The following is a 26,348-nucleotide window of genomic DNA, read 5'->3' on the forward strand; positions in this document are numbered from 1 at the left end:
TCCCGGTCACCCCGTCCTCGGTGGTGATCCGCAGGGTCACGAAATTCCGGGAGGGGCTGGTCACGAAGACTTCAGCGGCAATGATTTTCACAACAGGTCCTTTTCTGGTCTAACGGGGGTGTCTTAGTTGCGGGGCGCCAGCGGCGCGGTCTCCGCGGAAGCGGCGTCGGCGGGAACAGCGGCAGCCGCGGCGGCATCGTCGGAAGCTCCGGCGCTATCGGAAGGTCCGGTGCGGCGGGCCCGGATTTCGGTGAGGATCCGGGCGTGCATGGCATCGGTAAGCGTGTATTTGGCCATCACGAGCACGGCCAGGATGGTCATGACGGCCGGCAGGGCGCCGGCGGCGAGCTGGATGCCGAAGACGGCGTCGGGCGTCTGGACGGCGCCGGACTTGTAGCCGCCCAGGGCCAGGGCGTAGGCCGCGAGCGCACCGCCGACTGCCTGGCCGGTTTTGCGGGTGAAGGAGAACAGGGCGTAGGTGATGCCTTCGGTGCGGACGCCGGTCTTCCATTCGCCGTATTCGACGGTGTCGGCTTCCAGTGCCCAGACCACGATGTTGACCGCGAGGACGCCCACGAGGCTGATCACCAGGCCGGTGAATCCGAGCCAGACCTGGCTTGCCGGGGTGAAGAAGACGATGGCGCCGCCAATGACCGTGAGCAGCGACGAGAAGATGTAGACGCGCTTCTTGCCGAGGCTCCGGACCAGCTTGGGCATGAAGCCCGCCAGCACGAAGGTCAGGACGAGCTGGGTGATGGACAGCACGGGGTACAGATCCAGCCGTCCCAGGACATCGCGGAGATAGTACAGCTGGACCGAGGTGAGGGCCAGGTAGCCGGTCAGGAAGAAGAAGGAGCTCAGGCACAGCATCAGCAGCGGCCGGTTGCCCTTGAGCGTGTCCATGCTCTGCTTGAACGTGACGTTCGGGACGGTACGGTGGACCCGTTCCTTGGCGGTCAGGAAGGTGAAGAGGTACAGAGCCGCCCCGATGACGACGAACACCAGGGTGATGCTGGTGAAGGTGGCCTGCAGGTTGGCGCCCGGCTTGATCAGCGGGGCTACGAAGATGCCAAGGGCGGAGCCGACCAGCATCCCGCCGATCATCCGGGCGGAGCCGAGTTTGGCGCGTTCGGCCGGGTCCTGGGTCATGGCGCCGGCGAGGGAGCCGTAGGGGATGTTGACCAGGCTGTAGGCCAGGCCCAGGGCGGCGTAGGTGACGTAGGCGTAGAGCAGGGTGCCGGACTCGCCGAGCGCAGGGACAGAGAAGGTTGCCACGCTCAGCAGCAGCAGCGGGATGGAGCCGAACATGATGAACGGGCGGAACTTGCCGAACCGCTTGCTGTAGGTCCGGTCCACCACGCGTCCGGCGAAGACGTCGGCGAAGGCATCAAAGATCCGCACCACCAGCAACAGTGTGCCGGCGGCCGCGGCGGAGATCCCGGCCACGTCCGTGTAGTACACCAGCAGGAACATCGTGGCGGTGGTGAAGGCGAGATTGTTGGCGGCATCGCCGGCGCCATAGCCGATGATGCTGAGCTTGTTCAGCTTTTTCATGAATGGGCTCCTTTACCCGTTGCCGGACCTCGGGCCCGGCGAAAAATGTGCGTTAAGGCCTACGCCTCAGAAGTGATGTTCTTGGTGCCGGCCAGTGCCGTCCACCGTCGGCGCAGGGCATAGGCGGCGGGTTTGGGCCGCCTGTCCCGGGTGAAGACGCCCTTCTTGTTGCCGTCCACGCGCATGATGCCGTTGGAGGTCTGGAAGTCCGCGAAGTTCCAGACCTGCTCACCGACCATGGCGTCGACCCGGTCAAAGACCCGGTGGTACATGGCCAGGAACGCTGCCTGGTATTCCTCGCTCCAGGGCTGTTCATAGATGGAGTGGAAGCCGGGCATGGTGTCCGGTCCGTACTCGGTCATGATCATGGGCTTGCCGTACTTGGCTTCCCACTCGCGCAGCTCCTTCTCGAGGTGCTGTTCAGCGGTTTCGAGGTCGCCGTTATCGATGTACCAGCCGTAGTAGCGGTTGAGCATGATCACGTCGAACAGGTCCCCGAGCAGTTCCTTGTCCGGGGTGTCGAACAGGACGTTGACGTAGCCGACGGGCCGGGTGGGGTCCAGGCTGCGGGTCAGCTCCACGAGGGGTGCGAAGTACTCGCGGGCGCCTTCCTCGGAGCCGTTGGGTTCGTTGGCGATCGACCAGATCACGACGGAGGGGTGGTTCTTGTCGCGGGCGACGAGTTCGGAAATCGCCTGCCGGTGGTTGGCGGCGGTGTTGGCGTCCACTCCGCCCTCTTCGTAGGTCTTTTTCGCGATGCCGCCGAAGACGGCGCCGAAGCCCAGGTGCAGCCCGACGGCGGCGGTTTCGTCGATCACCACGATTCCGTGCCGGTCCGCGAACTCCATGACTTCCTCGGCGTAGGGGTAGTGCGAGGTCCGGAACGAGTTCGCGCCCACCCAGTCCAGGAGCTGGAAGTCGTTGACCATCTGGGCGTTGCTGTGGCCCTTGCCGATGGCCACGTGGTCCTCGTGCATGCCGAAACCGGTGAAGTAGAACGGTTCGCCGTTGATGAGGAATTCCTTGCCGCGGACTTCCACGGTGCGGACACCGACCGGCAGGGTGTAGCTGTCCAGCAGCCGGCCGGCGTCGCGGATTTCCGCCGTGAGGCTGTACAGGTAGGCGGCGCCTGGCTTCCACAGCACGACGTCGGCGATCGTCAGGGTGCCGCGGGCGCCGTCGGCGCGGGCGACCTCGACGCCGTCGGCGTCACGGACGGAAACGGTGACCGTTTCGCTGCCGGTGCCGCCGGCAGTGGCAATCGTGTAGTCGACGCTGCCGGTGGTGCCTTCGAAGCCGGTGGCGACGGTGATGTCATCGACCGTGACCGCGGGGGTGCTGAACAGCCAGAGGCTGCGGTGCAGGCCGGCGTAGTTGTAGAAATCGTGGAGGTAGCTCTGCTGGCGGCGGCCGTCCTCGGTGACGGTGATGGTGCCGGGCGGGATGGTGGCCTGCGTGAGCTCGTTGTTGACGGACACCGTCAGGCGGAAAAGCTGCCCGGGCGTGACGTGCTCGGTGATGTCCGCACTGAAGGGCATGTAGCCGCCGGTGTGCTGGGCCACGAGGGTGTCATCGACCCACACCATGCCCTCGTGCGTGGCGGAGTCGAGGCGGACGTGGATGCGTTCGCCTGCCCAGCCGCGCGGGACGCGGACTTCGCGCTGGTACCAGACGTAGCCAACGTGGTCCCTGATGGCCTTGTCCGGGAAGACGTCGTTGTAGCTGGCCGGGACGCCCATTTCCAGTCCGGTTTCCAGAGGCGCCTTGAACCATTCGTCCCGGTGGCCGGCACGGTCAAAGTCCACCTTGAAGCGGTACAGGCCGTCGAGGTTGACGATCTCGCGGGTTTCGCTGGCCTGGGGCTTGAGCATTTGGGAGGTCCTATCGCGTCTTTGCGGGCAGTGCCGGGGGGAGGATTTTGAGGGCCGGCGCTGGGGGCCGGTTTTTGCTCTTGCTGTAATCCTAATCACTTGGCAATCAAATGGCAATCGGTTGCCATAATTTTTGTTGAAAGTTTGGCGAAACACTGCTGCCCGGCTCCAGATGGTCCGGGGGCCGGGCAGCAGTGCTTGCGCGCAAGGCGTTACGGGGAGAGCGTCTGCTCCCCGAACGTTCCGCTCAAGCTTTCCATCAGATCCACGACGGAACGCTCTTCTGCGAGGGCCGGATCCACCAGGGCCAGCAAGGCGCGGATCCGCTCGGCGCCGGCGAGCCGGTTGGCTGCGGCGACCTCGTCGGCCAGCGGGTCCTGGAACGCGGCGGAGGCGGCGCTGTAGTCCATCCAGGCAGCAATCATGAGAGCGGCGGCGGCGCCGGATCTGCCCGCGGCACGCTCGGCCTGCAGCACGGGAACGGCCCGCATCCTCAGCTTTGTACTGCCGTCCATCGCGATCTGTGCGAGGTGGTGGGCAATCCGGGCGTTGCCGAATCGCTGCAGCAGGGCGGCGCGGTAGGCCGGGATCTGAAGATCCGCGGCGTGGCCCTCCGGCCCGGCCAGGTTCGCCTCCGCCTCGTCCCAGAACTTCTCGACGGCCTGCAGGCACAGCGGGTCCGCCAGGGCCTGCGCCACGGTGGTGTGGCCGCGAAGCTGGCCGGCGTAGGCCAGCAGGGAGTGCGCGCCGTTCAGGAGCCACAGTTTGCGGTTCTCGTACGGCTCGATCTCTGCCACGAACACGGCACCGGCGTCTTCCCAGCGCGGCCGCCCGGCGGGGAAGTCCCCGCTGAGCACCCAGTTGGAGAAGGGCTCGGCCACTACGGGCGAGTTGTCGCGGTAGCCGCAAGCGGCCTGGACGGCGGCAATGTCCGCGGCCGTAGTGCGCGGGGTGATGCGGTCAACCGAGGTGCTGACGAAGCTGACGTTGGCGTCGATCCATCCGGCCAGCCCGGCGTCCCATGCCCCGGCCATGCCTGCCACGGCGTTGTGCGCCACGATGCCGTTGCTGGAGAGGTTGTCGCAGCAGACGACGGCGAGCGGTCCCGCCCCGGCAGCCCGGCGGGCAGCGAGGGCGAAGACCAGCCGGCCCAGCGGCGTCGTCGGGCTTGCGATGCCGGAAGCCAGCAGCGCAAGGTCCGCGGCGACGTCGGGCGCAGCTCGGTCAAGCTGCCCGTCTGCCCGGAGCCGGTAGGCCGCTTCGGTGATGGTCAGAGTGATCACCGCGGTGGCCGGAGCGGCAACCAGCTCCGCCAGCCGCTGCACATCCGCCCCGTCCACGGCTTCGACGATGCTGCTGACCACGGCGAAGGAGTCGCCGTCGTCGGCCCGGTTCACTACCGTGTAGAGCCCGTCCTGTTCAGCCAGTGCCAGCGCCGCGTCGGGGCGGCGGCCGGTGAAGGCCGCGATGCCCCAGTCCGCGGCGTCGGACGCCTGGTGCGTATACCAAGCCTGGTGCGAGCGGTGGAAGGCGCCCAGCCCCAGGTGAATGATCCGCACGGGCGCCTTGGCGGACGGCCGCAGGCGGCGGTTCAGCGGGGGCAGTTCGACGGCGGGTGCCACCTCGGAATGCTGGTCGACGCTCACAGCTTGAACACCCGTCGGGGCGAGCCGTCCACGATGTCGACGATCAGTTCATGGGCGCGGTCCTCGCTGACGCGGTGTTCCGCGACGAGCCTGGCCAGGAATGAGGCCTCGATCCGGCGGGAGGCGTCGTGGCGCGCGGGGATGGAGCAGAAGGCGCGGGTGTCGTCGATGAAGCCGGACGAGCGGGAGAATCCTGCGGTTTCGGTCACGGCGGAGCGGAAGCGCAGCATGGCGTCCGGTGCGTCCAGGAACCACCACGGGGCGCCGAGGTAGACGGACGGATAGAAGCCGGCCAGCGGCGCGAGTTCGCGGGAGAACACGGTCTCGTCCATGGTGAAGAGCACCAGATGGAAGTCCTTGGCGGTGCCGAAGTCCTGCAGCAGCGGGCGGATGGCCTCGGTGTAGTTCACGGCAAACGGGATGTCGTGGCCGGTGTCGGCGCCGAAGGCGTTGAACGTGGGTTCGTGGTGGTTGCGGAACGAGCCCGGGTGGATGGTCATGACCAGCCCGTCCTCCACGGACATCCGTGCCATCTGGTACATCATGTGGGCTTCGAAGTCTTCGCGGTCCTGCGCCGTGGCCTGGCCCGAGCGGGCGCGGTCGAACAGCCTGGCCGCGTCGGCGGCGTCGAGCTTGAGCGTTGCGGGGGTACGGACGCCGTGGTCGGCCGAGACTGCGCCGTGGTCCACGAAGTAACGACGCCGGTTCTCCAGGGCGGTGATGTAGCCGGCGTAGCCGGTGGCGCCGTCGCCCGCTGCTGCGATGAGCCGGTCCACGTTCGCGCTCCACGTGGGGTGCGCGATGTTCAGGTAGGCGTCCGGGCGGAAGGTGGGCAGGACGCGGCCGTGGAACGTGGGATCCTCGGCGATCGCCTGGTGGCTGGCGAGGCTGTCCAGGGGGTCGTCCGTGGTGGCCAGCACCTCGATGTTGAAGTCCTTGAAGAGCTGGCGGGGCCGGAAGCCGGGTTCCTGCAGCTTGGCGGAGATCGCATCGTAGCTGGCGTCGGCGGTCTCGGCGCTGATCTCCTGCCGGAGGCCGAAAACGCTGTCGAACTGGGTGCGGAGCCAGTAGCCGGAGGCCGTCCCCTCGAACAGCGGCCAGGCTTTGCAGAACTCGCGCCAGACCGTGCGGGAGTCCGCATCGGCGGTGGCCGAGCCCCGCAGCCGGTCCAGCGGAACGCCGCTGGCGTGGATCAGCCGGGTGACGTAGTGGTCCGGGCTGACCAGCAGCGCTGCCGGGTCCGGGAACGGGCTGTTGTGCTCGATGACTGCGGCGTCAACGTGCCCGTGCGGGGAAATGATGGGGAGGTCCTGGACGCGCTGCAGGAGGTCCCGCGCAATGCTGCGCGTTCCGGGATCCGCGGGCAGGAGCCGGTCTGGGTTGGCGGCAATCGACTGTGACATAAATCAATGGTCCGACCTGCTTCAGGTATTTGTCAACCGGTTGCCATTAATTGCCATCAAGTTGCGGGGGCTTCGCCGGCAAGGCTACCCCGCGGGCAGCAGCCGTCCGCTCGAGCCCCGCAGCACCAGCTCCGTCTCGACGCGCAGGGTGGCGGCAGTCTCCCCCGTGCCTCGCGGGAGATCGCCGTGCAGGAGATCAAGCAGCAGCGTGGCAGCACCCGAGCCGCACTCCCCCAGCGGCGAGCGCACGGTGGTGAGCGGAGGTGTGGTGAAATCCGCCCCGAAGATGTCGTCGAAGCCCACGATGCTGATCTGGTCCGGGATCACCATGCCGGCGGCCTGGAGTTCCTGCATGAGCCCGATGGCCAGGAGGTCGTTGTAGGTCAGCACCGCCGTGGCACCGCTGGCCCGCACGTCGCGCGCCACCTGGCGGCCGCCGTCGACGGTGGGCTTGGTGGATTCCAGCCGCACGGCCTCGAGCCGGGACCATTCGCAGGCCGCCTGCACGCCTTCCCAGCGGCGCGCGGACATCCAGGACTGCGGCGGACCGGCGACAAAGGCAACCTTGTGGTGCCCGTTCCCGGCCAGGCTGCGGACCGCCTCGCTGATGCCCTTGTTCACGTCGGGAACCACGCACGGCACGCCGTCGACCTCGCGGTTGATGACCACCACGGGCTTGTCGCGGGCGATCGTGCGGATGTCGTCGTCGTCCATGCGGGGGCTGGCCAGGATGAGGCCGTCCACAGTAGCCATCATCCGGCGGGCTGCCGTAAGCTCAGTGACACCGGACTCGGCGGACTCGGCCAGAACCATGGTGTAGTCCCGCAGTGTGGCCGTCGTTTCCGCCCCGCGGATGATGTCGAAAAATGTGGGGTTGGTGATGTCCGCGACGATCAGGCCGAAGGTATTGGTACGGCCGGTAGGCAGCGCACGGGCGAACGGATTGACCTGGTAGTTCAGCTCGGCGGCGGCATCCTCGATGAGTTTCTGCGTCTTGGCGCTGACGCGGCCTGGCTTGCTGAGCGCACGTGAGACGGTGGATGGGTTGACGCCGGCAACCTTGGCGATGTCGTAGATGGTGGCGTTGGACTTTCCGGACCGGGAGTGCTTCTTGGCCGGGCCTGTTGTTGCGGCAGCGTCCGGCGTCTTGGGTTCAGTCACTGCCCCATCCTAACGAGGAAACAACCCAACTAGCTCGCAGCGGGGGCCGTTTTGAGCGCTCAAAACGGCCCCATCTGCGACTCAGTTGGGTGGGCTAGGGGCGCTCGGGGAACTTGCCTTCGTCTGCGATGCGTTTGTTCAGCTCGGCGAGGAACTCGTCCTCGTCGAAGTCCAGCCCCACCTCCGTGCCCCGCCAGCTGGAGAGGTGGATGGCGTTGGCCAGGCGGACACCCTTGATGCCGTCCGAACCCGGGGCCAGCAGCGGTGTGCCGTCCAGGATGTTGGCGGCGAAGTTCGCCAGGACACCGGAGTGCTGCGCCCCCCAGGCGGACTCGAACTCGATGACCTCGGTGGTGTAGTACTCCTCGGGATTCAGCTCGCCCATGAAGAGCTTGCGGACATCGTCCAGGCCCATGCCGTCGCTGAGTTCACGCTCGGGCTTCGTCAGGCGGGTAACGGTGGCGGTCTTGCTGTTTTCGACCACGATCTTGCCCTGGTCGCCCAGGATCTCGAAGCGGTCGGTCCCCACGAGGTCGTGCGTCGCGGTGACGAAGACGCCCGTGGCGCCGTTGCCGTAGTCCACCACGGCGGTGACTTCGTCTTCCACGGCGATGTCGCGGCGGAAGCCGTAGGCAACCTTGGAGTAGACGGACTTCGGTACGCCGCAGATCCACTGCCACAGGTCCAGCTGGTGCGGTGCCTGGTTGACCAGCACGCCGCCGCCCTCGCCGCCCCAGGTGGCGCGCCATTCGCTGGAGTTGTAGTAACCCTGCGGGCGCCACCAGTTGGTGATGATCCAGTTGGTGCGGCGGATGCTGCCGATCTCGCCGTTGTCGACGATCTCCTTGAGCTTCTGGTAGAGCGGGTTGTTGCGCTGGTTGAACATGATGGCGAAGGACAGCTCGGGCTTGCTGGCAGCGAACTCGTTGAGCTCCTGGACCTGCTTGGTGTACACGCCGGCCGGCTTCTCCACGAGGGCGTGGATGTTGCGCTTGAGGGTCTCGATGCCCATCTCCGGGTGCAGGAAGTGCGGCACGCAGGTGACGACGGCGTCGACGTCGCCGCTTTCCAGCATGGCGATGTAGTCCTCGTAGAAGGGTGCGTCGGGGTACCGGGAGGCGGCCAGTTCCTGCTTCGCGGGGTCGGTGTCGCAGATGGCGCCGATCACCATGTTCGGGACCAGCCCGTCGGTGATGAACTGGGCATAGGCGCCGCCCTGCTGGCCCAGGCCGATGATGCCAAGGCGTACTTTCTTACTCATGTGGTGATTCTCCCTGTCTAGAAAAGGTTCGAGTGGCCCATGGCCACGAGGTTGGTGTAGGAGGTCTGCAGCGCGTCCCACACCGTGCGCCCGTAAAGTTCGTCCTGCTCCACGAGCAGGTACCGGGCGCCGGCGGCCTGGGCGGCGGGGATGATGGCGGGGAAGTCCAGGTTGCCTTCGCCCACCTCGGCGAACTGGACCACGTCCTTGAACTCGGTCATGAAGCCCTTGAAGTCCCCGGTTTCCAGCAGCCCGAAGGCGCTCTCGGGGAGCTGGCCGATCCGGTAGTCCTTCAGGTGAACCATGGCAGTGCTGCCGGCGTACTTTTCCAGGGTACGGACGGGGTCGAGGCCACCGCGCTGTACCCAGTGGACATCGATTTCCATGCCCATGGCCGGGGAGTTCTCGGCAATGATGTCCAGCATGTACTTGCCGTCAAACTTCGCGAACTCGATGTGGTGGTTGTGGTAGTACAGGCCCAGGCCCTGCTCCTGTAGGCGTTCGGCATATTCGTTGGCCTGTTTGGCGAAGTCAATGACCGCGCCGATCGACTTCATCGCCGGGAACGGCAGCATGCCGATCCGCAGCAGCGTCGTGTCCAGGCGCTTCGCGTCCTCCACGATCTTGTCGAAGTGGTCCTTCAGCGAATCTCCGGGGCGGCCCTTGGGGGTCTCCATGGCCACGGACAAAGCTGCAATGTCCATGCCCAGTTCGCTGCGGGAACGGTCCAGTTCGGCGACGTTCTCCGGGGTCATCGGGATCTGGGAGATCTCGACGGCGTTGTAACCGATCGCACTGACCTTGCGGAGCGTCTCGAACGCCCCCACTTCGGCGAAGCTGTCTCGCAGCATCATCGCTTGTACGCCAATTTTGGCCACTGTATTCCTCCGTGGTGTTCCGGACCCGCAAGGGCCCTCGTTGCCGGTTGGGTGCTGCCGCCAGATTCTGGCGACGACGCCGGCCTGTTCTATCTGACGCCGCAGGTGTCCTCAGGCGAGGACGCCCGCTTGTTCGTGCTGCATCCGCTGCGATTCGAGCAGCCGATGCCGGTCCGCCCGGCGCTGTTCCTGCCGGTCCGGATCGGGTACTGGGGACGCCAGCAGGAGCCGCTGCGTGTAGGGGTGTTCAGGGTCGCGGGTAACGATATCGGCCGGGCCTTGCTCGACGATCTCCCCGTGGTACATCACAGCGACGCGGTGGCTGATGTGCCTGACGACGTCGAGGTCGTGGGAGACGAAGAGGTAGGAAACGCCGGTGTCCTTCTGGATCTGCAGGAACAGGTCCAGTACGCGGGCCTGGGTGGAAAGGTCCAACGCGCTGACCGGCTCGTCGCAGACGATCAGCTTGGGCGAGAGGGCAAGGGCGCGGGCGATCGCCACGCGCTGGCGCTGCCCGCCACTGAATTCGCGCGGCAACCGGTTGATGGCGTCAGAGGGCAGGCCCACCTGGTCCAGCAGTTCCTTCACACGCTTTTTGGCCGCCGCGGCTTCCATGCCCTGCACGCCCAGTGGCTCGGCGAGGATGTCACCGATCTCCAGTGCGGGGTTCAGCGAGGTGTACGGATCCTGGAAAACCACCTGCAGGTCCCGGCTCAGGACCCGCCGGTCCTTGCGGGTGGCGTGACTGATGTCCTTGCCGTCGAAGCTGATCTTCCCGCCGGTCACCGGTGCCAGCCCCAGGATGGCGCGGCCCAGGGTGGTCTTGCCGGAACCGGACTCCCCCACCAGGCCGAGGGTTTCGCCGCGGCCGATGGTGATGTTGATGTCCGTCAGGGCTCGGAAGGGCTTTGCCCGGAACTTCTTGCTGGGGTACTCCACCACCAGCTGGTCCACGGTGAGCAGCGGCGCGCTTTTGGTGGTGCTCATGCGACTGGCTCCTTTTGCAAGGGGGATACGAGCGTGGACATGGGTTCCTTGCCTTCAAGCATCGACGCCAAAAGTGTCTGTGTGTAGGGTTCTTGCGGATTGCGGAGGATGTCGCGGACGGGTCCTTCCTCCACGAGCCGGCCGTTCTGCATGACGGCCACACGGTCGCAGAGGTCCGCCACCACCCCGAAGTTGTGGGTCACCAGGATGACGCCGATGTTCAGGCGCTGCTGGAGCTCCCGCAGCAGGTCCAGCACGTCCGCCTGCACGGTGACGTCCAAGGCCGTGGTGGGCTCGTCGGCGATCACCAGGGCCGGCTCGCAGCTGATGGCTCCGGCGATCAGCACCCGCTGGGCCATGCCGCCGGAGACTTCGTGCGGGTAGGCGTTGAAGGTCCGTTCCGGGTTGACGATTCCGACGTCGGTGAGCAGTTTCAGCGCCCGTTTCCTGGCCTCGGCCTTGGATATTCCGAGGACACGCACCATGGGTGTGACCAGCTGGTAGCCGATGGTGAAGGCGGGATCCAGGTTGCTCATGGGCTCCTGCGGAATGTAGGAAATCCGCTTGCCGCGCAGTTTGGACAGGCGCTCCTGGCTGACGCGTTCCTCGCCCGGGGCCACGGTGTAGCTGCCGTCGAACTGGATGGAGCCGGCCACCACACGGGCGTTATCCGGCAGCAGCCCAAGGATGGAGAAGGCGGTCTGGGACTTGCCCGAGCCGGATTCGCCTACGATGCCCAGGATCTCGCCGCGGTCCACGTGGAAGGAGACGTCGTCAACAACCTTCTTGATGGAACCGTCCGCCTGGGGATAGCCGACGCCGAGATTGGTCACCTTCACGAGGTGGTGCTCCGTTCCGGGGTCGACGGCGGGCACGGACTTCCGTGACGGGCGCACGGCGGCGGGCGCCGCCGTCGGGCGCCGGCCGGTGACCGGGTCGGTGCCCGGGGTCCTGGTGCGGCGATGCTTGATCTTTTCGCCGTCTTCGAGGGCGTCGCGGATGGCGTTGCCCAGCAGGACCAGGCCGCCGATGGTCAGCGCCATGGCAAACGCAGGCCAGAAAAGCAGCGTCGGCGTGAGGTAGACGTTCTTGAATCCCTCGCTGAGCATCACACCCCAGGTTGCCTTGGCCGGATCCCCCAGTCCAAGGAACTCGAGCCCGGACTGGATCGCAATGGCCACACCGGCAATCGCCGCCGTCTGGATAATGATCGGGGCCCGCACTACGGAAAAGATGTGGCGGGTGATGATCCTCAGGTCTGAGAGCCCGGACACCCGGGCTGCATCCACGTAGAGCTCGTTGCGGACCGACTGCACCGCTGACCGCGTCAGGCGGAAGTAGGACGGGCTGATCAGGACGCCGAACGCGATCATGGCAATCCACACCGAGGGGCCGAAGGCCGCGCGGATGGTCAGCAGCACAATCAGGCCCGGAAGGCTCATGAGGATGCTGACAATCCAGTTGGAAACGGCCTCGAATTTGCCGGCGTAGTAGCCCGCGATCAGGCCGGCGGGAAGACCGATCCCGATGGCGACGGCGGCGCAAAGCAGCGCGGAGAGGAGCGTTAGCTGCGCGCCGAACAGCAGCCGGCTCCAGACGTCGCGCCCGGAGCTGTCCGTACCCAGGAGGTTTACAGAGTCGGGGCTGGCCAGGGTTTTGGAGATGTTGGCGAAATTCTCGTCGAACGGGGCCAGAACATCCGCGAACAAAGCCAGCAGTGCCATCCCCAGCAGGATGACGAGGGCGATGATGCCGAGAGGATTCTTGAAGAGCCGTTTGAGAACCGTGGAACGGACTACGGTGCCGGTCTGGCCGGTCGCGCCGGGAACGGGCGTCAGGGCTGTGGTTTCGACGGACTCGGTCACGAGGCACGCACCTTCGGGTTGAGCCAGCCGTTGAGGAGGTCAACGATGAGGTTGACCAAAATAACAACGGCGACGGTGTACATGACGACGCCCATCACCACTGGCTGATCGCTCTGGCCGGTGGCAGCAACGGCGAGCGGGCCCATGCCGGGAAGGGCAAAGATCTGCTCGATGATGACCACTCCGCCCAGCATGCCGATCAGTTGCAGGCTGAGCACAGTGAGTCCGGCTGGAGCAGCGCTGCGCAGGACATGCCTGAACAGGACCTCGCGCTCACCTATCCCGCGGCTGCGCAAGGTGCGAACGTAATCGCGTTCGAGCTGCTTGATGACGGCACTGCGGATCTGTTGCGCACCGCCGGTGACTCCGTTTATCAGCAGGGCGATCACCGGAAGCGTCAGGGACAGCACCCAAGCGGACGCAGGTTCGCCCGGGGAAATGGTGCTGGTGGCGGGGAATATGCCCAGCTGGATGGCGAGGATGGTCACCAGGATGATGCCGATGACGAAGCCTGGAATGGAGTCGCCGACAATGGCGCCGATCTGAACCACCCGGTCCACCCAGCCGCGCTTCACCGCGGCGGCAACGCCGATCAGGGTAGCGATGATGGCGATGAGGATCATGGCCGCGAACACCATTGTCATGGTGACGGGGATGCGGGTAGCGAGAGAGCTGGCCACTGGTTCAGAAGTGAACCAGGATGTGCCCAGGTTTCCGCCCAGGGCGTCCGTGAGCCAGCTGAAGTAGCGCGCGGCGATGGGCTGATCCAGCCCCAGCTCCGCTTCCTTTACGGCCAGTTGCTCCGGTGTTGCCTGGTCTCCCAGGATGTTCCGGGCAATGCTGCCGCTCGATATGTAAAGCAGGAAAAAAGTAAGGACCGAGACGGCGAACAGGACCACTAGGCCGCTGCCGAGGCGTTTGAGGATGAATCTGGTCATTGCTGGCTCCATTGAACTGGCATGGTGTGGCTGCTGGATCCGGCAGCCCGCCGCTTGTGGTGGTCGGGCTGCCGGACCTGCGCCGGTTTTAAGTGGTTACCTGGCCCGTACTACTTGGCGGGTGAGTAGTTGTAGATCGAGGGAACGGCCATCTGGATCTGCGGCGTGACGTCGATCTTGGCGTTGTGGTAGTACATCTGGTTCACACGGAACAGCGGTGCGAACCATGCCTGCTCCACCACGTACTTGTTGACTTCCTGGGCCAGCTTGCCAGCATCCTTGCCGCCGTTCTGGACGGCATCGATCTTGGCCTGGAGTTCGGGTGTGGTGGTCTTGAAGGGGTTGTAGAGCGCCTTGGTGGAGATGATCTGGTTGATGGCCACCCACGGCTCACCCTGGAAGAGTGAGAAGTACATGCTGGTGAACTTCTGGGCTGCGACATCGGTGGTGTAGGTGTTCGTGATGGCGGAGCCCACTTCGAGGGTGACCCCGACGTCAGCCAACTGCTGCTTGATCACTGCCAGCTGCGTTTCAAACCCGGGTACGCTCGGGACCTGGAGTACCAGTCCGGCCTCGTAGCCTGCTTCTTTCAACAGTGCTTTGGCCTTGGCCGGATCGTACGGGTACTTGTTTTCGAGCTCCTCAACCCAGGCGCCGCTGGCCTTGCCGAAGGGCTGGGACGTCGGGGTGCCTTGACCCAGCATGACCTGGTCCAGGATCGTCTTGCGGTCAAACGCGTAGTTGATGGCCTGGCGGACGCGGACGTCCTTCAGTCCGGGGTTCTTGGCGCCGTCGCGGTCGAATAGAGTCAGGCCCTGCCAGTCCACCTCGGTCGCTGCCAGTTTCATCTTTGCGCCCTCTGCCTGCTTGCCGGTCTTGGGATCCAGCAGCGTGGCGTCCACCTGTCCGGAAACCAGGGCATTGGTCCTGGCAGTCAGGTCAACGAGGATCTTGAAGGTGACCTTCTCGAACTTCTGAACGTCCTTATTCCAGTAATCCTTGCGGGCAGTGAACACCGACTGCGAGTCTTTGACGGTGGCGGCTTTGTCCATGACATACGGGCCGCTGCCCACGGGCTCGGTCTTGATGCCTTCAGTGCCCAGCGCCTTGGGGCTGCCCATCAGGCCCGCGGCCTGGCTGAGGTAGAACTCCAGCGAGGGATCGGGCGCCGTCAGGTCGAGCTCGATGGTGTCAGCATCCACCACTCTGACCCCTGAGACCGCGGTGAGCTGGGCCATCTGCGGGCCATTCGCCTTCTTGAAGTGATCCAGGTTCGCCTTGGCCGCGTCGGCGTCGAACTTGGCCCCGTCGCTGAAGGTCACGTCAGTCCGGAGATCAACGGTGAGCTTGGTGTTGGCGTCGTTGTACTTCCACGCCGTGGCCAGCATGGGGCTGAGCTTGCCGTCCGGTTCCCGCAGCAGCAAGGAATCGTATGCTGCCTGGTACGGCTGCAGGAAGTGTCCTACGTGCGCCTGGGCCGGGTCCCAGGAACGGATTTCCTGTACTGCACCCAATGTCAGCGTGGTTGTTTTGGCGCCGGCAGCGTTGTTGGCGCCCGAGGCGCCGCCGCCACAGGCGGTGAGCGCGAGGGACGCGCTGAGGATGAGGGCAGCAGCTGCTGCCTTGAGACCGAACTTCATTGTTGGCTCCTTTGGATCGCTTGACGAGGTCCGTTTCACGGGACGTTTGCGGCGGCTCTGTGGCCTGGGCCACAGAGCCGCTTGTGGGTTCAGCGTACGTTGGGTTGCCACATCTGGCAACCGGTTGTCATCACCTTTTTGAATTATTGCGGAACGGGGGTGGTTGGGCCGCACGACGGCGCGCCGGAAGCGCGCACGCACTGATGCGGGGGCGCCCCGGCGGGCACAGTTGGGCAGCCGCGTAGTTGGGGCAGTGGTGTAGCTGGGCAGCCGCGTGGCGCACAAGAAGTCCGCACGCGGGCTGGGAACGCCGCGGGGAGGCGTCCGGTTAGGACACCTTTTCCTCAGAGCCGGGATAGGACTGCCGGTAAAGTTCCTTCACGATCCGCAGCGACTTCGCCCCCTCGGCGGCGTCAATCCAGAACGGGCCCGGCTGCGCCAGTCCGGCATAGAAATCTGCGATCAGCAGGGCATGCGAAACACCCCAGTAGGAACGCCCGCCCGAGCCGACGGCGCGCTCACGCACCACCTCCCTGCGCCCGTCGTCGTAAGTGACCGTAAGGTCCCCGCGCAGGCTCAGCATTGCCGTCTCGGTACTGATGTCCAAGGTGACCGGTGCGTTGAGGGTGTTGGCGAGGGTGGCGTAGAAGACGCTGCGCGCGCCGTTGCTGTGGAGCGCGGCAAACTCCGCCGTGTCCTCTACCTCGATGGCTTCTGCGAGCGCATGGGTCGAGGCGCTGCCGGCGAGCGCGACGACGTCGCCCACCAGCCACTGCAGCAGGTCAACGGTGTGGATGGCCTGGTTCATCATCAGGCCCCCGCCGCCCTCGCTCCAGCTTCCGCGCCAGGGCCGGCTGAGGTAGTAATCAGGTTGCCGGTGCCACATGACCGTGGCCGAGGCTCCCAGCACCTTGCCCAGTTCGCCGGAGTCCAGCAGCCGGCGCATTGCCTGCACCGGGGCGTTGTAGCGGTTTTGGAAACACAGCCCAATTTTCGCCGTGCTTTCAGCAGCAGCGGCCAGCAGCCTTTCACCCTCGGCCAAGGTGTGCGCCAGGGGCTTTTCCAGCACCACGTGGACGCCGCGGCGCAGACATTCGATGGCGATCGCTGCATGCTCGTGATGCGGGGTGGTGATGTGCACGACGTCCGGGTCGGCCGCCTCGAGCATGTCGCGGTAGTCCTCGAAGCCGGGGACCCCGTGAGCCTCCTGCGCCGCGGCGCGGCGCGCCGGATCCGTGTCACAGACCGCCACCAATTCGGCGTCGGCCATTCCTGCAAGTGCTTCAAAGTGAACGATCGACACGTCGCCGCAGCCGATGATTGCCGCCTTTGGCATCCGGAGCTCCCTACTTCTTTAGTGGTGGCTTCTTCAGTGGTGGTGCATTCCTGCTATACGGGTTCGATTAGACGAGTTGGATCTGGTTCTTGGCGGCCAGCGCGGCGAAGGCGCGCGCCGCGGTGCCAAAGGCCACCGGGCCCGAGAAGCCACCCAGTTCGTGGGCGCTGGCCAGATGGGGTTCCAGCGAGGCGAAGCCGGCGTACCCGTCCGCCTTGAGGGCGGCGATGGTGGCGTCGAGCTCGCCATCGCCCTCGCCGGAGGGCACCACTTCCCCGGTGGCGGCGAGCGCGTCCTTGACCTGGAAGTACTCCAGGTAGGGGCGCAGCATGGCGTAGCCCTCGGTGTAGGGCTTGACGCCCACCTGGACGAAGTTGGCGTTGTCCCACGCGATCCGGAGTGCGGTTGAGTTTACGGACTCCATGATGTCCAGCACGCGCTGCGGCGTATCGCCGTAGATGCCCTTTTCATTCTCATGCAGGAGCACGACTCCGGATTCCGCGGCGAGCGCCGCGAGGGCGCCCATGCGGACCAGGACGTCCTCGCGGATATCTTCAGCGCTGCGGCCCTCGGCCCGGTAGAAGGAGAAGATGCGAACGTACTTTGTCTCCAGCCCCTTGGCCACCGAAATGATCTGGCGGAGCCGATCCAGTTCATGCTCCACCGGCAGGCTCACGTCCACCTTGCCGATGGGGCTGGCCACAGCCGAGACCTTGAGGCCCTTCTCATCGAAGATTTCCTTCAGCCGGGCAACCTGTTCGGGCTCAAGCTCGGAGACATTGGTGCCCCAGGCGCTGCGCACCTCGATGTGGCTTGCGCCCAGTGCCAGCAGCACGGCCGCCTGAACTGCCGGGTCCGGATCTATTTCGTCGCCGAAGCCTGAAAGCGACCAGACTGCGGTTGATGTGTTGCTCACGCGGATCTCCTGGGTTTCGCGGCCGCCGCGGGCAGCTTCCGGCTCCAGCGCGGTGACGCAGTTCACAAATGGTGTACACCCAGTTTAGTCAGTGCCGCAATCAAATGACAACCGATTGCCAAATGTTGGGAATCTGTGACATTCTTTGCTGACCGGTTCTGTGGCGGCAGTCACAGGGCCGCCCTTCCGACCCGGCCGTACGGCCCGGCCACCACGTTCAGAGAGGAGCGCCGTGGCGACGACGCAACCAGCAGCAGTGGACCGTCCGGCCACCATCCATGACATTGCCGCTCTCTGCGGCGTGGCGGCCTCCACCGTTTCCCGGGCGCTCTCCACCCCGGACCGCGTCAACATCAGGACGCGGCAGCGGATCGAGGCGGCCGCGGCCCAGCTGCACTACACCCCCAACAGCCAGGCGAAGGCGCTGAGTTCCGGCCGCACGGGCGCAGTGGGAGTCCTGGTTCCGGATATCACCAACCCGTTCTACTTCGACCTCATCAGGGGCACACAGCTCCAGCTCAAGGCGGCCGGGTACACCCAACTGCTGGTGGATACGGAGGAATCCGACGAGGTGGAGGCCAGCACCGTGGAGCAGTTGCGCAAGAGCGCTGACGGCATCATCGTTGCCGCATCCCGGCTCAGCGACGAAGCCCTGCTGGACGCGGCGGCGAAGATGCCCCTGGTCACCATCAACCGTGACGTGCCCGGCGTTCCCGCGGTCCTGATCGACACACCGGCCGCCACCAGCCAGGCGCTGGACCACTTGATCTCGCTGGGACACACCCGCGTGGCCTATGTGGCTGGCCCGCCGACGTCGCAGTCCAGCGAACGGCGGTGGACTGCGCTGTCCGAGGCAGCCGAGGAGCGCGGCGTGGAGGTGCGCCGGCTGGGTCCCTTCGCCCCCAAGACGCAGTCTGGCGCAGCAGCCGCGGACGCCGCCGTACACAGTGGAGTCACCGCCTGCATTGCGTTCAACGACCTCATCGCGATCGGCATGCTCCAGCGCCTTCGCGAACGCGGCATCCGCGTCCCCGAGGACATGAGCATTGTGGGCTGCGACGACATCTTTGGCGCCGACTTCTGCAACCCGCCGCTGTCCACCATGGCCTCCCCAATCGAACAGGCCGGCCGCGTGGCGGTCTCCATGCTGCTGGCCCAGCTGAACCCGCTCGCCGGCGGCGGCACCCGAAGCCGGTCCGTGATGCCCACCCACCTCACGGTCCGCGGCTCCACCGGACCGGCGCGGCAGGCGTCGTGATGGCGTACGCGGTTTCCGCTGCGCAACCTGGCGGGCGCGGCGCAAAATACCCTGCGCTACGGGTATCTCCGCAGCGCCAGTGGTGGTGCGCAGCGCAGGGTATGGTGCGCAGCGCCAACGGTTTTGCGCAGCGCAGGGTATGGTGCGCAGCGCCAGTGGTGGTGCGCAGCGCCCAGCTGACAGTCACAGTTGAGCGTTGTTGACAGCGCTGGCTAGGCTGAGGGTCATGCGTGAACTCCAGGCGAAGATCATCGAAGAAATGGGCGTGCAGCCCCGGATCGACCCTGCCGGGGAGGTGCGCAAACGCGTGGCGTTCCTCAAGGAATACCTGACGGCCACCCACACCAAGGGCTTCGTCCTGGGCATCTCGGGCGGCCTGGACTCCTCCCTGGCCGGCCGGCTGGCCCAGCTGGCGGTTGAGGAACTCGAGGCCGAGGGCACCGAGGCGAATTTCGTGGCCGTCCGGCTCCCCTACGGCGTCCAGCACGACGAGGACGACGCCCAGGCTGCCCTGGACTTCGTGCGCGCCAAGACCGAATGGATGTTCAACATCTCGGCCGCGGTGGACGGCTTCGAGGACGAATTCCAGAAGACGGTGGGCACGGAGATTTCCGATTTCCACAAGGGCAACACCAAGGCCCGGACCCGGATGATTGCCCAGTACGCCTTGGCCGGTGAGCACAACTATCTGGTGATCGGCACGGACCACGGCGCCGAATCCGTCACCGGGTTCTTCACCAAGTTTGGCGACGGCGGCGCGGACATCCTGCCGCTGTTCGGCCTCAACAAGCGCCAGAACCGCGCGCTGCTGGCCGAACTCGGGGCGCCGGCCCGGATCTGGGAAAAGATCCCGACGGCGGACCTCCTGGACGGCAAGCCCGGCCGCACCGACGAGGACGAGCTCGGCCTGGGCTACGACACGATCGATGACTACCTCGAGGGCCGCGACGTACCGGATGCCGCGGCCGAACGGATCGAGGCAATGTATCTGCGGACCCGCCACAAGCGCACGGTCCCGGTGACGATTTTCGATACGTGGTGGAAATAGCCTGAGCCCCGCTGAGGTTCCAGTTACGGGATCAGCACGAGCTTGCCCCGGACATGGCCTGCGCGGCTGATGCCCAGCGCCCGGGCCGCATCGGTGAGGGGAATCCGCTCCTGGATGCTGAAGCGGAGCTTTCCATCGGCGGACAGCCGGGCCGTCTCCGCTACCCGTCCGTCCAGCAGCCTGACCGGCGCAATTCCGGCAGCGTTGGCCTCTTTGCCAGGCACAGTGGTCACCGCGGCGCCGTGGCCGCCGAGCAACTGGACCGTCGCTGTAGTAGTCTCCTCGCCGCCATAGGTGTCCACGACGGCGGTGATGGTGCCCAGGGAGCGGACGCGTTCCACGAGCCCTTCGCCATAGGCCACGGGCTCGGCGCCGAGGCCGCGCAAATAGTCATGATTCTGCTCTGACGCGGTGCCAATGACCCGGGCGCCGAGGTGCCGCGCGATCTGGACTGCCGCCGAGCCGACCCCGCCTGCTGCGCCGTGGATGAGGACCGTGTCCCCCACGCCAATGCCAAGCTGGACCAGCGCCGAATACGCTGCGCCGCCGGCTATCGCGACGCACGCCGCCTGCTCAAAATCGATGCCCGCGGGCTTTGGCGTCAGCTGGCTGGCCGGAAGATTTGCCACGGCGCGGTAGCCTCCGGAAATGCCATTCCAGATGACCTCGTCGCCCACCTCGAACCCGGTCACGCCGGGGCCGACGGCGGTCACCGTTCCTGCCGCCTCACAGCCGGGAACTGCGGGGAAGTCCAGGGGAAGGTACCGATCCAGGTAGCCGGCAACGACTTTCCAGTCCACCGGATTGACAGCGGCGGCGCGGATTCCCACCTGGACCTCGCTCTCCCCCGGAGCCGGCAGTTCCTCCTCGCCCACAGTGACGAGGTCCGGGCTGCCATAGTGATCGAAAGAGATCTTGATGTTTTTCATGAGGCTGCGCTCCTTCGGCTCGACGCGATGGTGAGCTGTGCTGCCAGCTTCTGGCACAACCGGCGCCTGCGCAAGAGCCTCGAGACCAGGTGAACCGTCCGAGTTACCCTGAGCCGAACCGGGGCACTTTGAACCCTGGCTGGACCGTTTCGGCCTCAATTGCCGACGTGTCCGCGTCAAAGTGCCCCACGATGGCCGGGCGGCGATCGAGCGGCGGGCAGCGCCGTCGAGATTCAGGCCCTTGGCGAGGGTCAGGCGCCTGGCTAGCCCTGCAGCAGCGTCGAGATGCGGTGGGCCTCGTCCATGAGCAGCCGCCCCAGCTGCGGGCGCCTGTCTTCCCGGAAGCGTGGCTCGATGCCGGTGAGGGACAGTGCCCAGGCGGGGCGGCCCCGCTGGTTGAAGACCGCCGCGCCCATCCCCCAGCTGCCTTCCAGGACCAGCCCCGGGTTGACCGAATAACCGGCCTGCCGCGTCGCCTCCAGATTCTGCCTGACACGGGCTTCGGTGTGCGCAGCCGCAAAACTGCCGGCGTGCGCTGCCCAGTCCGCGAGCAGTTCCTCCTGCTCTTCTGGCGGCAGGAAAGCCATGATGGCGGTGCCGGCGGAGGCAACCCCGAGCGGAAACCGCACGCCTTCATGCAGCACGAAGGAACGGACCGGGAAGCTGCCTTCCTCCCGGAGCAGGCACACCGTTTCGTTGCCGCGGCGGATGGAGAAGAACGCACTCTCGCCGGTCTCTTCGGCCAGGCGCCGGAGGCTCGGCCTCGCAATGTCCTCCAGGGGGAAACGCGCCGAGGCCACGGACCCCAGCAGCAGGATCTCCGGGCCCAGGACCCAGTTGCCGCTGCCCGGATCCTGGTCCAGCAGGCCCTCGGCCGCCAGGGAGCTGAGCAGACGGTGCACCGTGGGGCGCGTCAGCCCCGAGTCGCGCACCAGCTCCACCAGCGGGGAGCCTTCCGGCTTCTGGCCCACGATCCTCAGCAGGGCCGCGACCCGGCTCACCACCTGGGCGCCCTGCACGGGGACGGAGTTCATCATTTTCCTCGCGATTCCTCGGAATAGATCCACATTGTGGACACCGATTAGCCTACCGTCCACACTGTAAAAATGCACCAGTCCAAGCGGAAATTCGGCGTTGACAGTGCTTCACGCCACACCATAGGCTCCTTCTTCAGAAGAATAGTCCACAAAGTGGATCACGGCGGCGGGCTCCAGGCCCCGCCCGCCGGTGGCTCAAAAGCTCAATGAGGAGATGCAATGTCAAAGGTGAAATCCGGGGCAGCAGCCGCCCTGCAGGACGTGTTGCGGGACGGCATGACGCTCGCCGTCGGCGGTTTCGGCCTCAGCGGGATCCCCGCTGACCTGATCGAGGCAGTGCGGGACTCCGGGGTGAGGAACCTGACGGTGGTCTCCAACAACATGGGCGTGGACGGCAAGGGCCTCGGCATACTGATCGAAGGCGGCCAGGTCCGCAAAGTCATCGCGTCCTACGTCGGGGAAAACAAGCTCTTCGCCGAGCAGTACCTCGCCGGCCAACTGGAGGTGGAGTTCACCCCGCAGGGCACCCTAGCCGAGCGGCTGCGTGCCGGTGGCGCCGGCATCCCGGCCTTCTACACGAAGACCGGTGTTGGCACCCTGGTCGCCGAAGGCAAGCCGCTGGCGGAGTTCGACGGCGAGACTTTCGTCCTGGAACGCGCCATCAAGGCCGACGTCTCGCTGGTCCACGCCCACACCACCGACACCGACGGCAACCTGATCTACCGCTACACCGCCCAGAACTTCAATCCGGTGGTGGCTACGGCCGGCGCAGTGACGGTCGCCGAAGCCGAAGTGATCGTCGAGCCCGGCCAGCTGGACCCGAACCACATCATCACCCCCGGCGTCTTCGTCCAGCGCCTGGTCCAGGCCAGCGGCCGCGTCAAGGACATCGAACAGCGCACCGTCCGCCCCCGCCGCGATGCGGAAGCAGAAGCGGCGCAAGCGGCATCCGCCGTCACCGTCTAATCCGGCCTGCGCGCCGCCCACCCACACCTTTTCAGGAGAATCACCATGGCTTGGACCCGAGATGAAATGGCCGCCATCGCGGCCGAAGAACTGAACGACGGCGACTACGTCAACCTTGGCATCGGCATCCCCACGCTGGTGGCCAACAACCTGCCCGACGGCGTCCGCGTTGTCCTGCAGAGCGAGAACGGGCTGCTCGGCATGGGCCCGTTCCCCTACGAGGGCGAGGAAGACGCCGACCTCATCAACGCCGGCAAGCAGACCGTGACCGTTCTGCCTGGCGGCAGCATCTTCGACTCCGCGACGTCCTTCGGCATGATCCGCGGCGGCCACGTCAAGGTCGCGATCCTCGGCGCCATGCAGGTCTCCGGCGCCGGCGACCTCGCCAACTGGACCATCCCCGGCAAGATGGTCAAGGGCATGGGAGGCGCCATGGACCTCGTGGCCGGCACCCCGCGCGTCGTGGTCCTGACGGAGCACAACGCCAAGGACGGCACCGCCAAGATAGTCAGGGAATGCACGCTGCCGCTCACCGGGCTCAGCTGCGTGGACCGCATCATCAGCGACCTCGCGGTCTTCGACCTGGTGAAGGACGAACAGGAAACAGGCGCCGGCCGGCAGCTGACGCTGACCCGGCTGGCCCCCGGCGTCACCGTGGAGGAGATCCGCGCAAAGACCGAGGCAGAGTTCGGCGTCGGCCCGGAGCTCGAAGGAACCCTTGAGATCGAAGAAACAGTGGAGGTGGCAGGCGCATGAGCCTGAAAGACCAGTTCGGCAAGGATGTCCTGCTCATCGGCTGGGGCCACAGCCGCTTCGGCAAGCTGACCGACGACACCCTCGAGTCCCTGATCGTGCAGGTCGCCACCGAGGCGATCGGCAACGCCAGGATCGAGGCCGGCCAGATCGATGAGATCTACCTCGGCCAGTTCAACTCCGGCATGATGCCGCTGGCCTTCCCGTCCTCGCTCGCGTTACAGGTCTCGGACCAGCTGGCCAACGTGCCCTCCACGCGGGTCGAGAACGCCTGCGCCTCCGGCTCGGCCGCGTTCCAGCAGGGCACCAAGTCCCTGCTGGCCGGCACCGCGAAGACCGTCCTGGTGATCGGTGCCGAAAAGATGACGCAGGCCGGGGCCGACGTCGTGGGCGCGGCCCTGCTCGGTGCGGACTACGACATGGCCGGCAAGGCCTCCACCACTGGGTTCACGGGGCTCTTCGCCGAGGTCGCGAAGCACTACGGGAAGCGCTACGGCTCTGGCAGCCTCGGCGACGTCCTTGGCACCATCGCGGCGAAGAACCACCGCAACGGCGTCGACAACCCCTACGCCCAGCTCCGCAAGGACCTCGGCGAGGAGTTCTGCCGCACCGTCTCGGACAAGAACCCGATGGTGGCAGATCCGCTGCGCCGCACCGACTGCTCCCCCGTGTCCGACGGCGCCGCCGCCGTCGTCCTCAGCGTCGCGCCGACCGGGGGCGTCACCGCCCCGGTCCGGCTCGCCGGCTTCGGCCAGGCGAACGACTTCTTCCCGGCCGAGCGCCGGGACCCGACCGAATTCGCCGCCACGCGGGCTTCCTGGCAGCGTGCCCTGGGGATGGCCGGCGTCGGGCTGGAGGAGCTCGACTTCGCGGAAGTCCACGACTGCTTCACCATCGCCGAACTGCTGATGTACGAGGCCATGGGACTGACCGAACGCGGCCAGGGGGCCCGGGCGCTCGAGGAAGGCTGGGTCTTCAAGGACGGCAAGCTGCCGGTCAACGTCTCCGGCGGGCTCAAGGCCAAGGGCCACCCCGTCGGCGCCACCGGCGTCTCCCAGCACGTCATGGCCGCCATGCAGCTCACCGGGACGGCCGGCGCCATGCAGCTGGCCAACCCGCGCCGGGCCGCGGTGCAGAACATGGGCGGCGTGGGCATCGCCAACTACGTCAGCGTGCTCGAAGCCGTCTAGCCGGGGACGGACACCAAGGCGCCGCCGAACCTCCCCACCTTTGACCGCCTTGACCGGCGCGTTCCGGGCCGCCGCGCGGCCACCGGCGGCAAAGGTGGGGAAATTCCGCACCGTCACCGCGGCTGGTCCCGCTCCCGGATCAGCTTCGCGATGGCGCCGAAGCCCAGGCGTTCCGCGTTCTCCAGGGCTGTGCGGCCCTGGGGGTCACGGATGCCGGAGTCTGCGCCGGCTTCGAGGAGCTGGCGCACCACCTCCTGCTGCCGTGGCCCGCCATTGTTGAGCAGGACGGCTTCCTGCATGGCCGTCCAGCCCAGGCTGTTGACGTGGTTCACGGGCACGCCCGCAGCGATCAGGATCTTTACGGTGTCCACGTGCCCGTGTTCGCTGGCGGGAATCAGCGCCGTTCCGCCGAAGCGGTTGGTGCTCCGCACGTCCGCACCGGCGGCCAAGGTCAGCTGGAGCACCTCGTTGAAACCCTCTGCACCTGCGTAGAGGAACGCCGAGTCCTGGAGGGCGTCCTTGGCGTTGACGTTGCCCCCGGCCCGGATTAGCTCCGCTACAGCGCCGGCATCGTTGGCTTTCGCGGCCCGGATCAGCCTCTGGTCGAGGTCAGCCTGCGCCTCAGGGGACAAGGCGGGACCGGTGGACGGCGTTGCCGCGGCCGTTGGTGGACTTGCCGACGGCGCTGCCGCGACCGTTGGAGGACTTGCCGACGGCGCTGCCGCCACCGTTGGAGGACTTGCCGGCGGCGTTGCCGCGACCGTTGGAGGACTTGCCGACGGCGCTGCCGCGAACGGGCCGGGATCCCAAGCCTGTTGGCAGGATGCCAGGCAGGCAGCCAGGACTGTTGTTGCGATGACCGCCACGGATACCTGCCGTGCCCGCCGCCATGCCCTGCACCGCTGCATGAACCCAGCGCCTACTTCGAGGCCCCGGCAGCGATGGCCTCGGCCCCGGCACTTGCGCAGCCTTCGTCCAGCATGCCATCCGGGGCGCCGCCCACGCCGATCCCGGCCACGGAGACCCCGTTGACCTTGAGCGGGACTCCGCCGGCCAGGAAGAGGGTGCCGGGGAGGTCCGCGATGCTGGGTCCGTTGCCGTTAATGCGCTTGGCAAGTTCGCTGGTGGGCGTGCCGAAGGCGGCAGCCGTGTAGGCCTTCTGCTGCGCCGCTTCAATGGTGTGCTCGGCAGCATTGTCGCCGCGGAGCAAGGCCTGCACTGTCCCGAACCTGTCCACCAGGGCCACCGTGACGAACGGCAGCTTGTCCACCTGGCACTTGGCCAGAGCGGCCTTGACCGCGTCAGCGGAGGCGCCGACGCTGATCCGGTTCTGGGCAACCACGGTTTCGGGAACCGGCTGGATGTCGACGGCGGGAACAGCGGCGGGAGCGGCGGCCGCCGGAGGAGCGCCGGCTGGGGTGCCGGCGTTGGCTGCAGCCGTCAGCCCGCCCGTCAGGAGCAGTGCTCCGACGGCAGCGGAAGCGGCGATTTTCTTGGACATCTTCACGAGTACTCCTAGGAATCAGGTTCTGGGGACTGCCCGGATTCGTGCCCCGGGCCTCGAATCCATGCTTCCCTTTAGGACCTGGCAGGGCATCGGGCGTTAGTCTGCCGCAACCTCCCCCATCGGGCTGGGCGTATCAGCCAAAAGGCTGAGAGACCAGTGACGGCGCGGGTCATAGCATGGTGGGTAGCACTCCTCCACCGGAAC

General features: G+C 66.4%; 23 protein-coding genes. 5 read left to right on the forward strand and 18 right to left on the reverse strand.

Annotated elements, in window-relative coordinates; genetic code table 11:
* Positions 1–123: 123 nt before the first annotated feature.
* From uidB to LQV16_RS17070, 13 genes are all read right to left on the reverse strand, one after another.
* A complete protein-coding gene (uidB, locus tag LQV16_RS17010; RefSeq protein WP_229995079.1) occupies positions 124–1,554 on the reverse strand; it encodes a glucuronide transporter in 1,431 nt (476 codons plus the stop codon).
* A 59-nt stretch (positions 1,555–1,613) separates the two neighbouring features.
* The gene (uidA, locus tag LQV16_RS17015) at positions 1,614–3,425 is read right to left on the reverse strand and encodes a beta-glucuronidase (protein WP_229995080.1); all 1,812 of its coding nucleotides are present in this window, start codon (positions 3,423–3,425) and stop codon (positions 1,614–1,616) included.
* 212 nt (positions 3,426–3,637) lie between these two features.
* Positions 3,638–5,071: a mannitol dehydrogenase family protein gene (locus tag LQV16_RS17020; RefSeq protein ID WP_229995081.1), complete on the reverse strand. Its 1,434-nt coding sequence runs from the start codon at positions 5,069–5,071 to the stop codon at positions 3,638–3,640.
* Complete coding sequence (gene uxaC / locus LQV16_RS17025; RefSeq protein ID WP_229995082.1) at positions 5,068–6,474, reverse strand: glucuronate isomerase; 1,407 nt, start codon at positions 6,472–6,474, stop codon at positions 5,068–5,070. The genes LQV16_RS17020 and uxaC overlap by 4 nt, the downstream gene beginning before the upstream one ends.
* 84 nt (positions 6,475–6,558) lie before the next feature.
* Entirely contained in the window at positions 6,559–7,635 is a 1,077-nt protein-coding gene (locus LQV16_RS17030; protein WP_229995083.1) for a LacI family DNA-binding transcriptional regulator, read from the reverse strand.
* Positions 7,636–7,729: 94 nt separating this feature from the next.
* Positions 7,730–8,896 carry a Gfo/Idh/MocA family oxidoreductase gene (locus LQV16_RS17035; RefSeq protein ID WP_229995084.1) on the reverse strand — a complete coding sequence of 389 codons (1,167 nt, stop codon included), beginning with the start codon at positions 8,894–8,896 and terminating at the stop codon, positions 7,730–7,732.
* Between the two features lie 17 nt (positions 8,897–8,913).
* Positions 8,914–9,774, reverse strand: coding sequence for a sugar phosphate isomerase/epimerase (locus tag LQV16_RS17040; RefSeq protein WP_229995085.1), 861 nt, complete (start codon positions 9,772–9,774; stop codon positions 8,914–8,916).
* Positions 9,775–9,885: 111 nt separating this feature from the next.
* Complete coding sequence (locus LQV16_RS17045; RefSeq protein WP_229995086.1) at positions 9,886–10,761, reverse strand: ATP-binding cassette domain-containing protein; 876 nt, start codon at positions 10,759–10,761, stop codon at positions 9,886–9,888.
* Positions 10,758–12,626, reverse strand: coding sequence for a dipeptide/oligopeptide/nickel ABC transporter permease/ATP-binding protein (locus tag LQV16_RS17050; RefSeq protein WP_229995087.1), 1,869 nt, complete (start codon positions 12,624–12,626; stop codon positions 10,758–10,760). The genes LQV16_RS17045 and LQV16_RS17050 overlap by 4 nt, the downstream gene beginning before the upstream one ends.
* Positions 12,623–13,564, reverse strand: a complete 942-nt coding sequence (locus tag LQV16_RS17055; RefSeq protein ID WP_229995088.1) for an ABC transporter permease — start codon at positions 13,562–13,564, stop codon at positions 12,623–12,625. The genes LQV16_RS17050 and LQV16_RS17055 overlap by 4 nt, the downstream gene beginning before the upstream one ends.
* Positions 13,565–13,674: 110 nt before the next feature.
* The gene (locus tag LQV16_RS17060) at positions 13,675–15,204 is read right to left on the reverse strand and encodes an ABC transporter substrate-binding protein (RefSeq protein WP_229995089.1); all 1,530 of its coding nucleotides are present in this window, start codon (positions 15,202–15,204) and stop codon (positions 13,675–13,677) included.
* A gap of 328 nt (positions 15,205–15,532) precedes the next feature.
* Entirely contained in the window at positions 15,533–16,540 is a 1,008-nt protein-coding gene (locus tag LQV16_RS17065; RefSeq protein WP_229995090.1) for a Gfo/Idh/MocA family oxidoreductase, read from the reverse strand.
* Positions 16,541–16,607: 67 nt separating this feature from the next.
* The gene (locus tag LQV16_RS17070; protein ID WP_229995091.1) at positions 16,608–17,456 is read right to left on the reverse strand and encodes a sugar phosphate isomerase/epimerase family protein; all 849 of its coding nucleotides are present in this window, start codon (positions 17,454–17,456) and stop codon (positions 16,608–16,610) included.
* Between the two features lie 232 nt (positions 17,457–17,688).
* Between LQV16_RS17070 and LQV16_RS17075 the strand changes: the two genes are divergently transcribed.
* Both LQV16_RS17075 and nadE read left to right on the forward strand, forming a co-directional pair.
* Entirely contained in the window at positions 17,689–18,714 is a 1,026-nt protein-coding gene (locus LQV16_RS17075; protein WP_229995092.1) for a LacI family DNA-binding transcriptional regulator, read from the forward strand.
* Between the two features lie 226 nt (positions 18,715–18,940).
* Positions 18,941–19,762 carry an ammonia-dependent NAD(+) synthetase gene (nadE, locus tag LQV16_RS17080; protein ID WP_229995093.1) on the forward strand — a complete coding sequence of 274 codons (822 nt, stop codon included), beginning with the start codon at positions 18,941–18,943 and terminating at the stop codon, positions 19,760–19,762.
* A gap of 23 nt (positions 19,763–19,785) precedes the next feature.
* Here the strand turns inward: nadE and LQV16_RS17085 are convergent, their stop codons facing one another.
* Both LQV16_RS17085 and LQV16_RS17090 read right to left on the reverse strand, forming a co-directional pair.
* Positions 19,786–20,691, reverse strand: a complete 906-nt coding sequence (locus tag LQV16_RS17085) for an NADP-dependent oxidoreductase (RefSeq protein ID WP_229995094.1) — start codon at positions 20,689–20,691, stop codon at positions 19,786–19,788.
* A gap of 263 nt (positions 20,692–20,954) precedes the next feature.
* Positions 20,955–21,725 carry an IclR family transcriptional regulator gene (locus tag LQV16_RS17090; RefSeq protein ID WP_229995099.1) on the reverse strand — a complete coding sequence of 257 codons (771 nt, stop codon included), beginning with the start codon at positions 21,723–21,725 and terminating at the stop codon, positions 20,955–20,957.
* Positions 21,726–21,947: 222 nt separating this feature from the next.
* On the opposite strand from LQV16_RS17090, the gene LQV16_RS17095 reads away from it, so the two are divergent.
* The 3 genes from LQV16_RS17095 to LQV16_RS17105 are packed head-to-tail and all read left to right on the forward strand — an operon-like array spanning position 21,948 to position 24,637.
* On the forward strand, positions 21,948–22,694 hold the full coding sequence (locus tag LQV16_RS17095; RefSeq protein WP_229995095.1) for a CoA transferase subunit A: 747 nt from the start codon (positions 21,948–21,950) through the stop codon (positions 22,692–22,694).
* 45 nt (positions 22,695–22,739) lie between these two features.
* Complete coding sequence (locus LQV16_RS17100; RefSeq protein WP_229995096.1) at positions 22,740–23,450, forward strand: CoA transferase subunit B; 711 nt, start codon at positions 22,740–22,742, stop codon at positions 23,448–23,450.
* A complete protein-coding gene (locus tag LQV16_RS17105) occupies positions 23,447–24,637 on the forward strand; it encodes an acetyl-CoA acetyltransferase (protein ID WP_229995097.1) in 1,191 nt (396 codons plus the stop codon). Before LQV16_RS17100 ends, LQV16_RS17105 begins: the two co-directional genes overlap by 4 nt.
* A gap of 113 nt (positions 24,638–24,750) precedes the next feature.
* Here the strand turns inward: LQV16_RS17105 and LQV16_RS17110 are convergent, their stop codons facing one another.
* The 3 genes from LQV16_RS17110 to LQV16_RS17115 form a co-directional block, all read right to left on the reverse strand.
* Positions 24,751–25,269, reverse strand: coding sequence for an ankyrin repeat domain-containing protein (locus LQV16_RS17110; protein ID WP_356815803.1), 519 nt, complete (start codon positions 25,267–25,269; stop codon positions 24,751–24,753).
* Positions 25,259–25,447 (reverse strand): hypothetical protein, encoded by a 189-nt coding sequence (locus LQV16_RS23750; protein WP_356815805.1) that lies wholly within the window; start codon positions 25,445–25,447, stop codon positions 25,259–25,261. Before LQV16_RS23750 ends, LQV16_RS17110 begins: the two co-directional genes overlap by 11 nt.
* A gap of 109 nt (positions 25,448–25,556) precedes the next feature.
* Positions 25,557–26,138, reverse strand: a complete 582-nt coding sequence (locus LQV16_RS17115) for a heme-binding protein (protein ID WP_229995100.1) — start codon at positions 26,136–26,138, stop codon at positions 25,557–25,559.
* Positions 26,139–26,348: the final 210 nt, after the last annotated feature.

Origin of the sequence: Arthrobacter sp. Bi26, from assembly GCF_918697925.1 — a bacterium.
GTDB lineage: Bacteria > Actinomycetota > Actinomycetes > Actinomycetales > Micrococcaceae > Arthrobacter.

Bases quoted from the DNA above. Each gene is read 5' to 3' on its own strand.
- uidB (WP_229995079.1), bottom strand. From the start codon at position 1,554: ATGAAAAAGCTGAACAAGCTCAGCATCATCGGCTATGGCGCCGGCGAT.
- uidA (WP_229995080.1), bottom strand. From the start codon at position 3,425: ATGCTCAAGCCCCAGGCCAGCGAAACCCGCGAGATCGTCAACCTCGAC.
- uxaC (WP_229995082.1), bottom strand. From the start codon at position 6,474: ATGTCACAGTCGATTGCCGCCAACCCAGACCGGCTCCTGCCCGCGGAT.
- LQV16_RS17035 (WP_229995084.1), bottom strand. From the start codon at position 8,896: ATGAGTAAGAAAGTACGCCTTGGCATCATCGGCCTGGGCCAGCAGGGC.
- LQV16_RS17045 (WP_229995086.1), bottom strand. From the start codon at position 10,761: ATGAGCACCACCAAAAGCGCGCCGCTGCTCACCGTGGACCAGCTGGTG.
- LQV16_RS17055 (WP_229995088.1), bottom strand. From the start codon at position 13,564: ATGACCAGATTCATCCTCAAACGCCTCGGCAGCGGCCTAGTGGTCCTG.
- LQV16_RS17060 (WP_229995089.1), bottom strand. From the start codon at position 15,204: ATGAAGTTCGGTCTCAAGGCAGCAGCTGCTGCCCTCATCCTCAGCGCG.
- LQV16_RS17065 (WP_229995090.1), bottom strand. From the start codon at position 16,540: ATGCCAAAGGCGGCAATCATCGGCTGCGGCGACGTGTCGATCGTTCAC.
- nadE (WP_229995093.1), top strand. From the start codon at position 18,941: ATGCGTGAACTCCAGGCGAAGATCATCGAAGAAATGGGCGTGCAGCCC.
- LQV16_RS17085 (WP_229995094.1), bottom strand. From the start codon at position 20,691: ATGAAAAACATCAAGATCTCTTTCGATCACTATGGCAGCCCGGACCTC.
- LQV16_RS17090 (WP_229995099.1), bottom strand. From the start codon at position 21,725: ATGAACTCCGTCCCCGTGCAGGGCGCCCAGGTGGTGAGCCGGGTCGCG.
- LQV16_RS17095 (WP_229995095.1), top strand. From the start codon at position 21,948: ATGTCAAAGGTGAAATCCGGGGCAGCAGCCGCCCTGCAGGACGTGTTG.
- LQV16_RS17100 (WP_229995096.1), top strand. From the start codon at position 22,740: ATGGCTTGGACCCGAGATGAAATGGCCGCCATCGCGGCCGAAGAACTG.
- LQV16_RS17105 (WP_229995097.1), top strand. From the start codon at position 23,447: ATGAGCCTGAAAGACCAGTTCGGCAAGGATGTCCTGCTCATCGGCTGG.
- LQV16_RS17115 (WP_229995100.1), bottom strand. From the start codon at position 26,138: ATGTCCAAGAAAATCGCCGCTTCCGCTGCCGTCGGAGCACTGCTCCTG.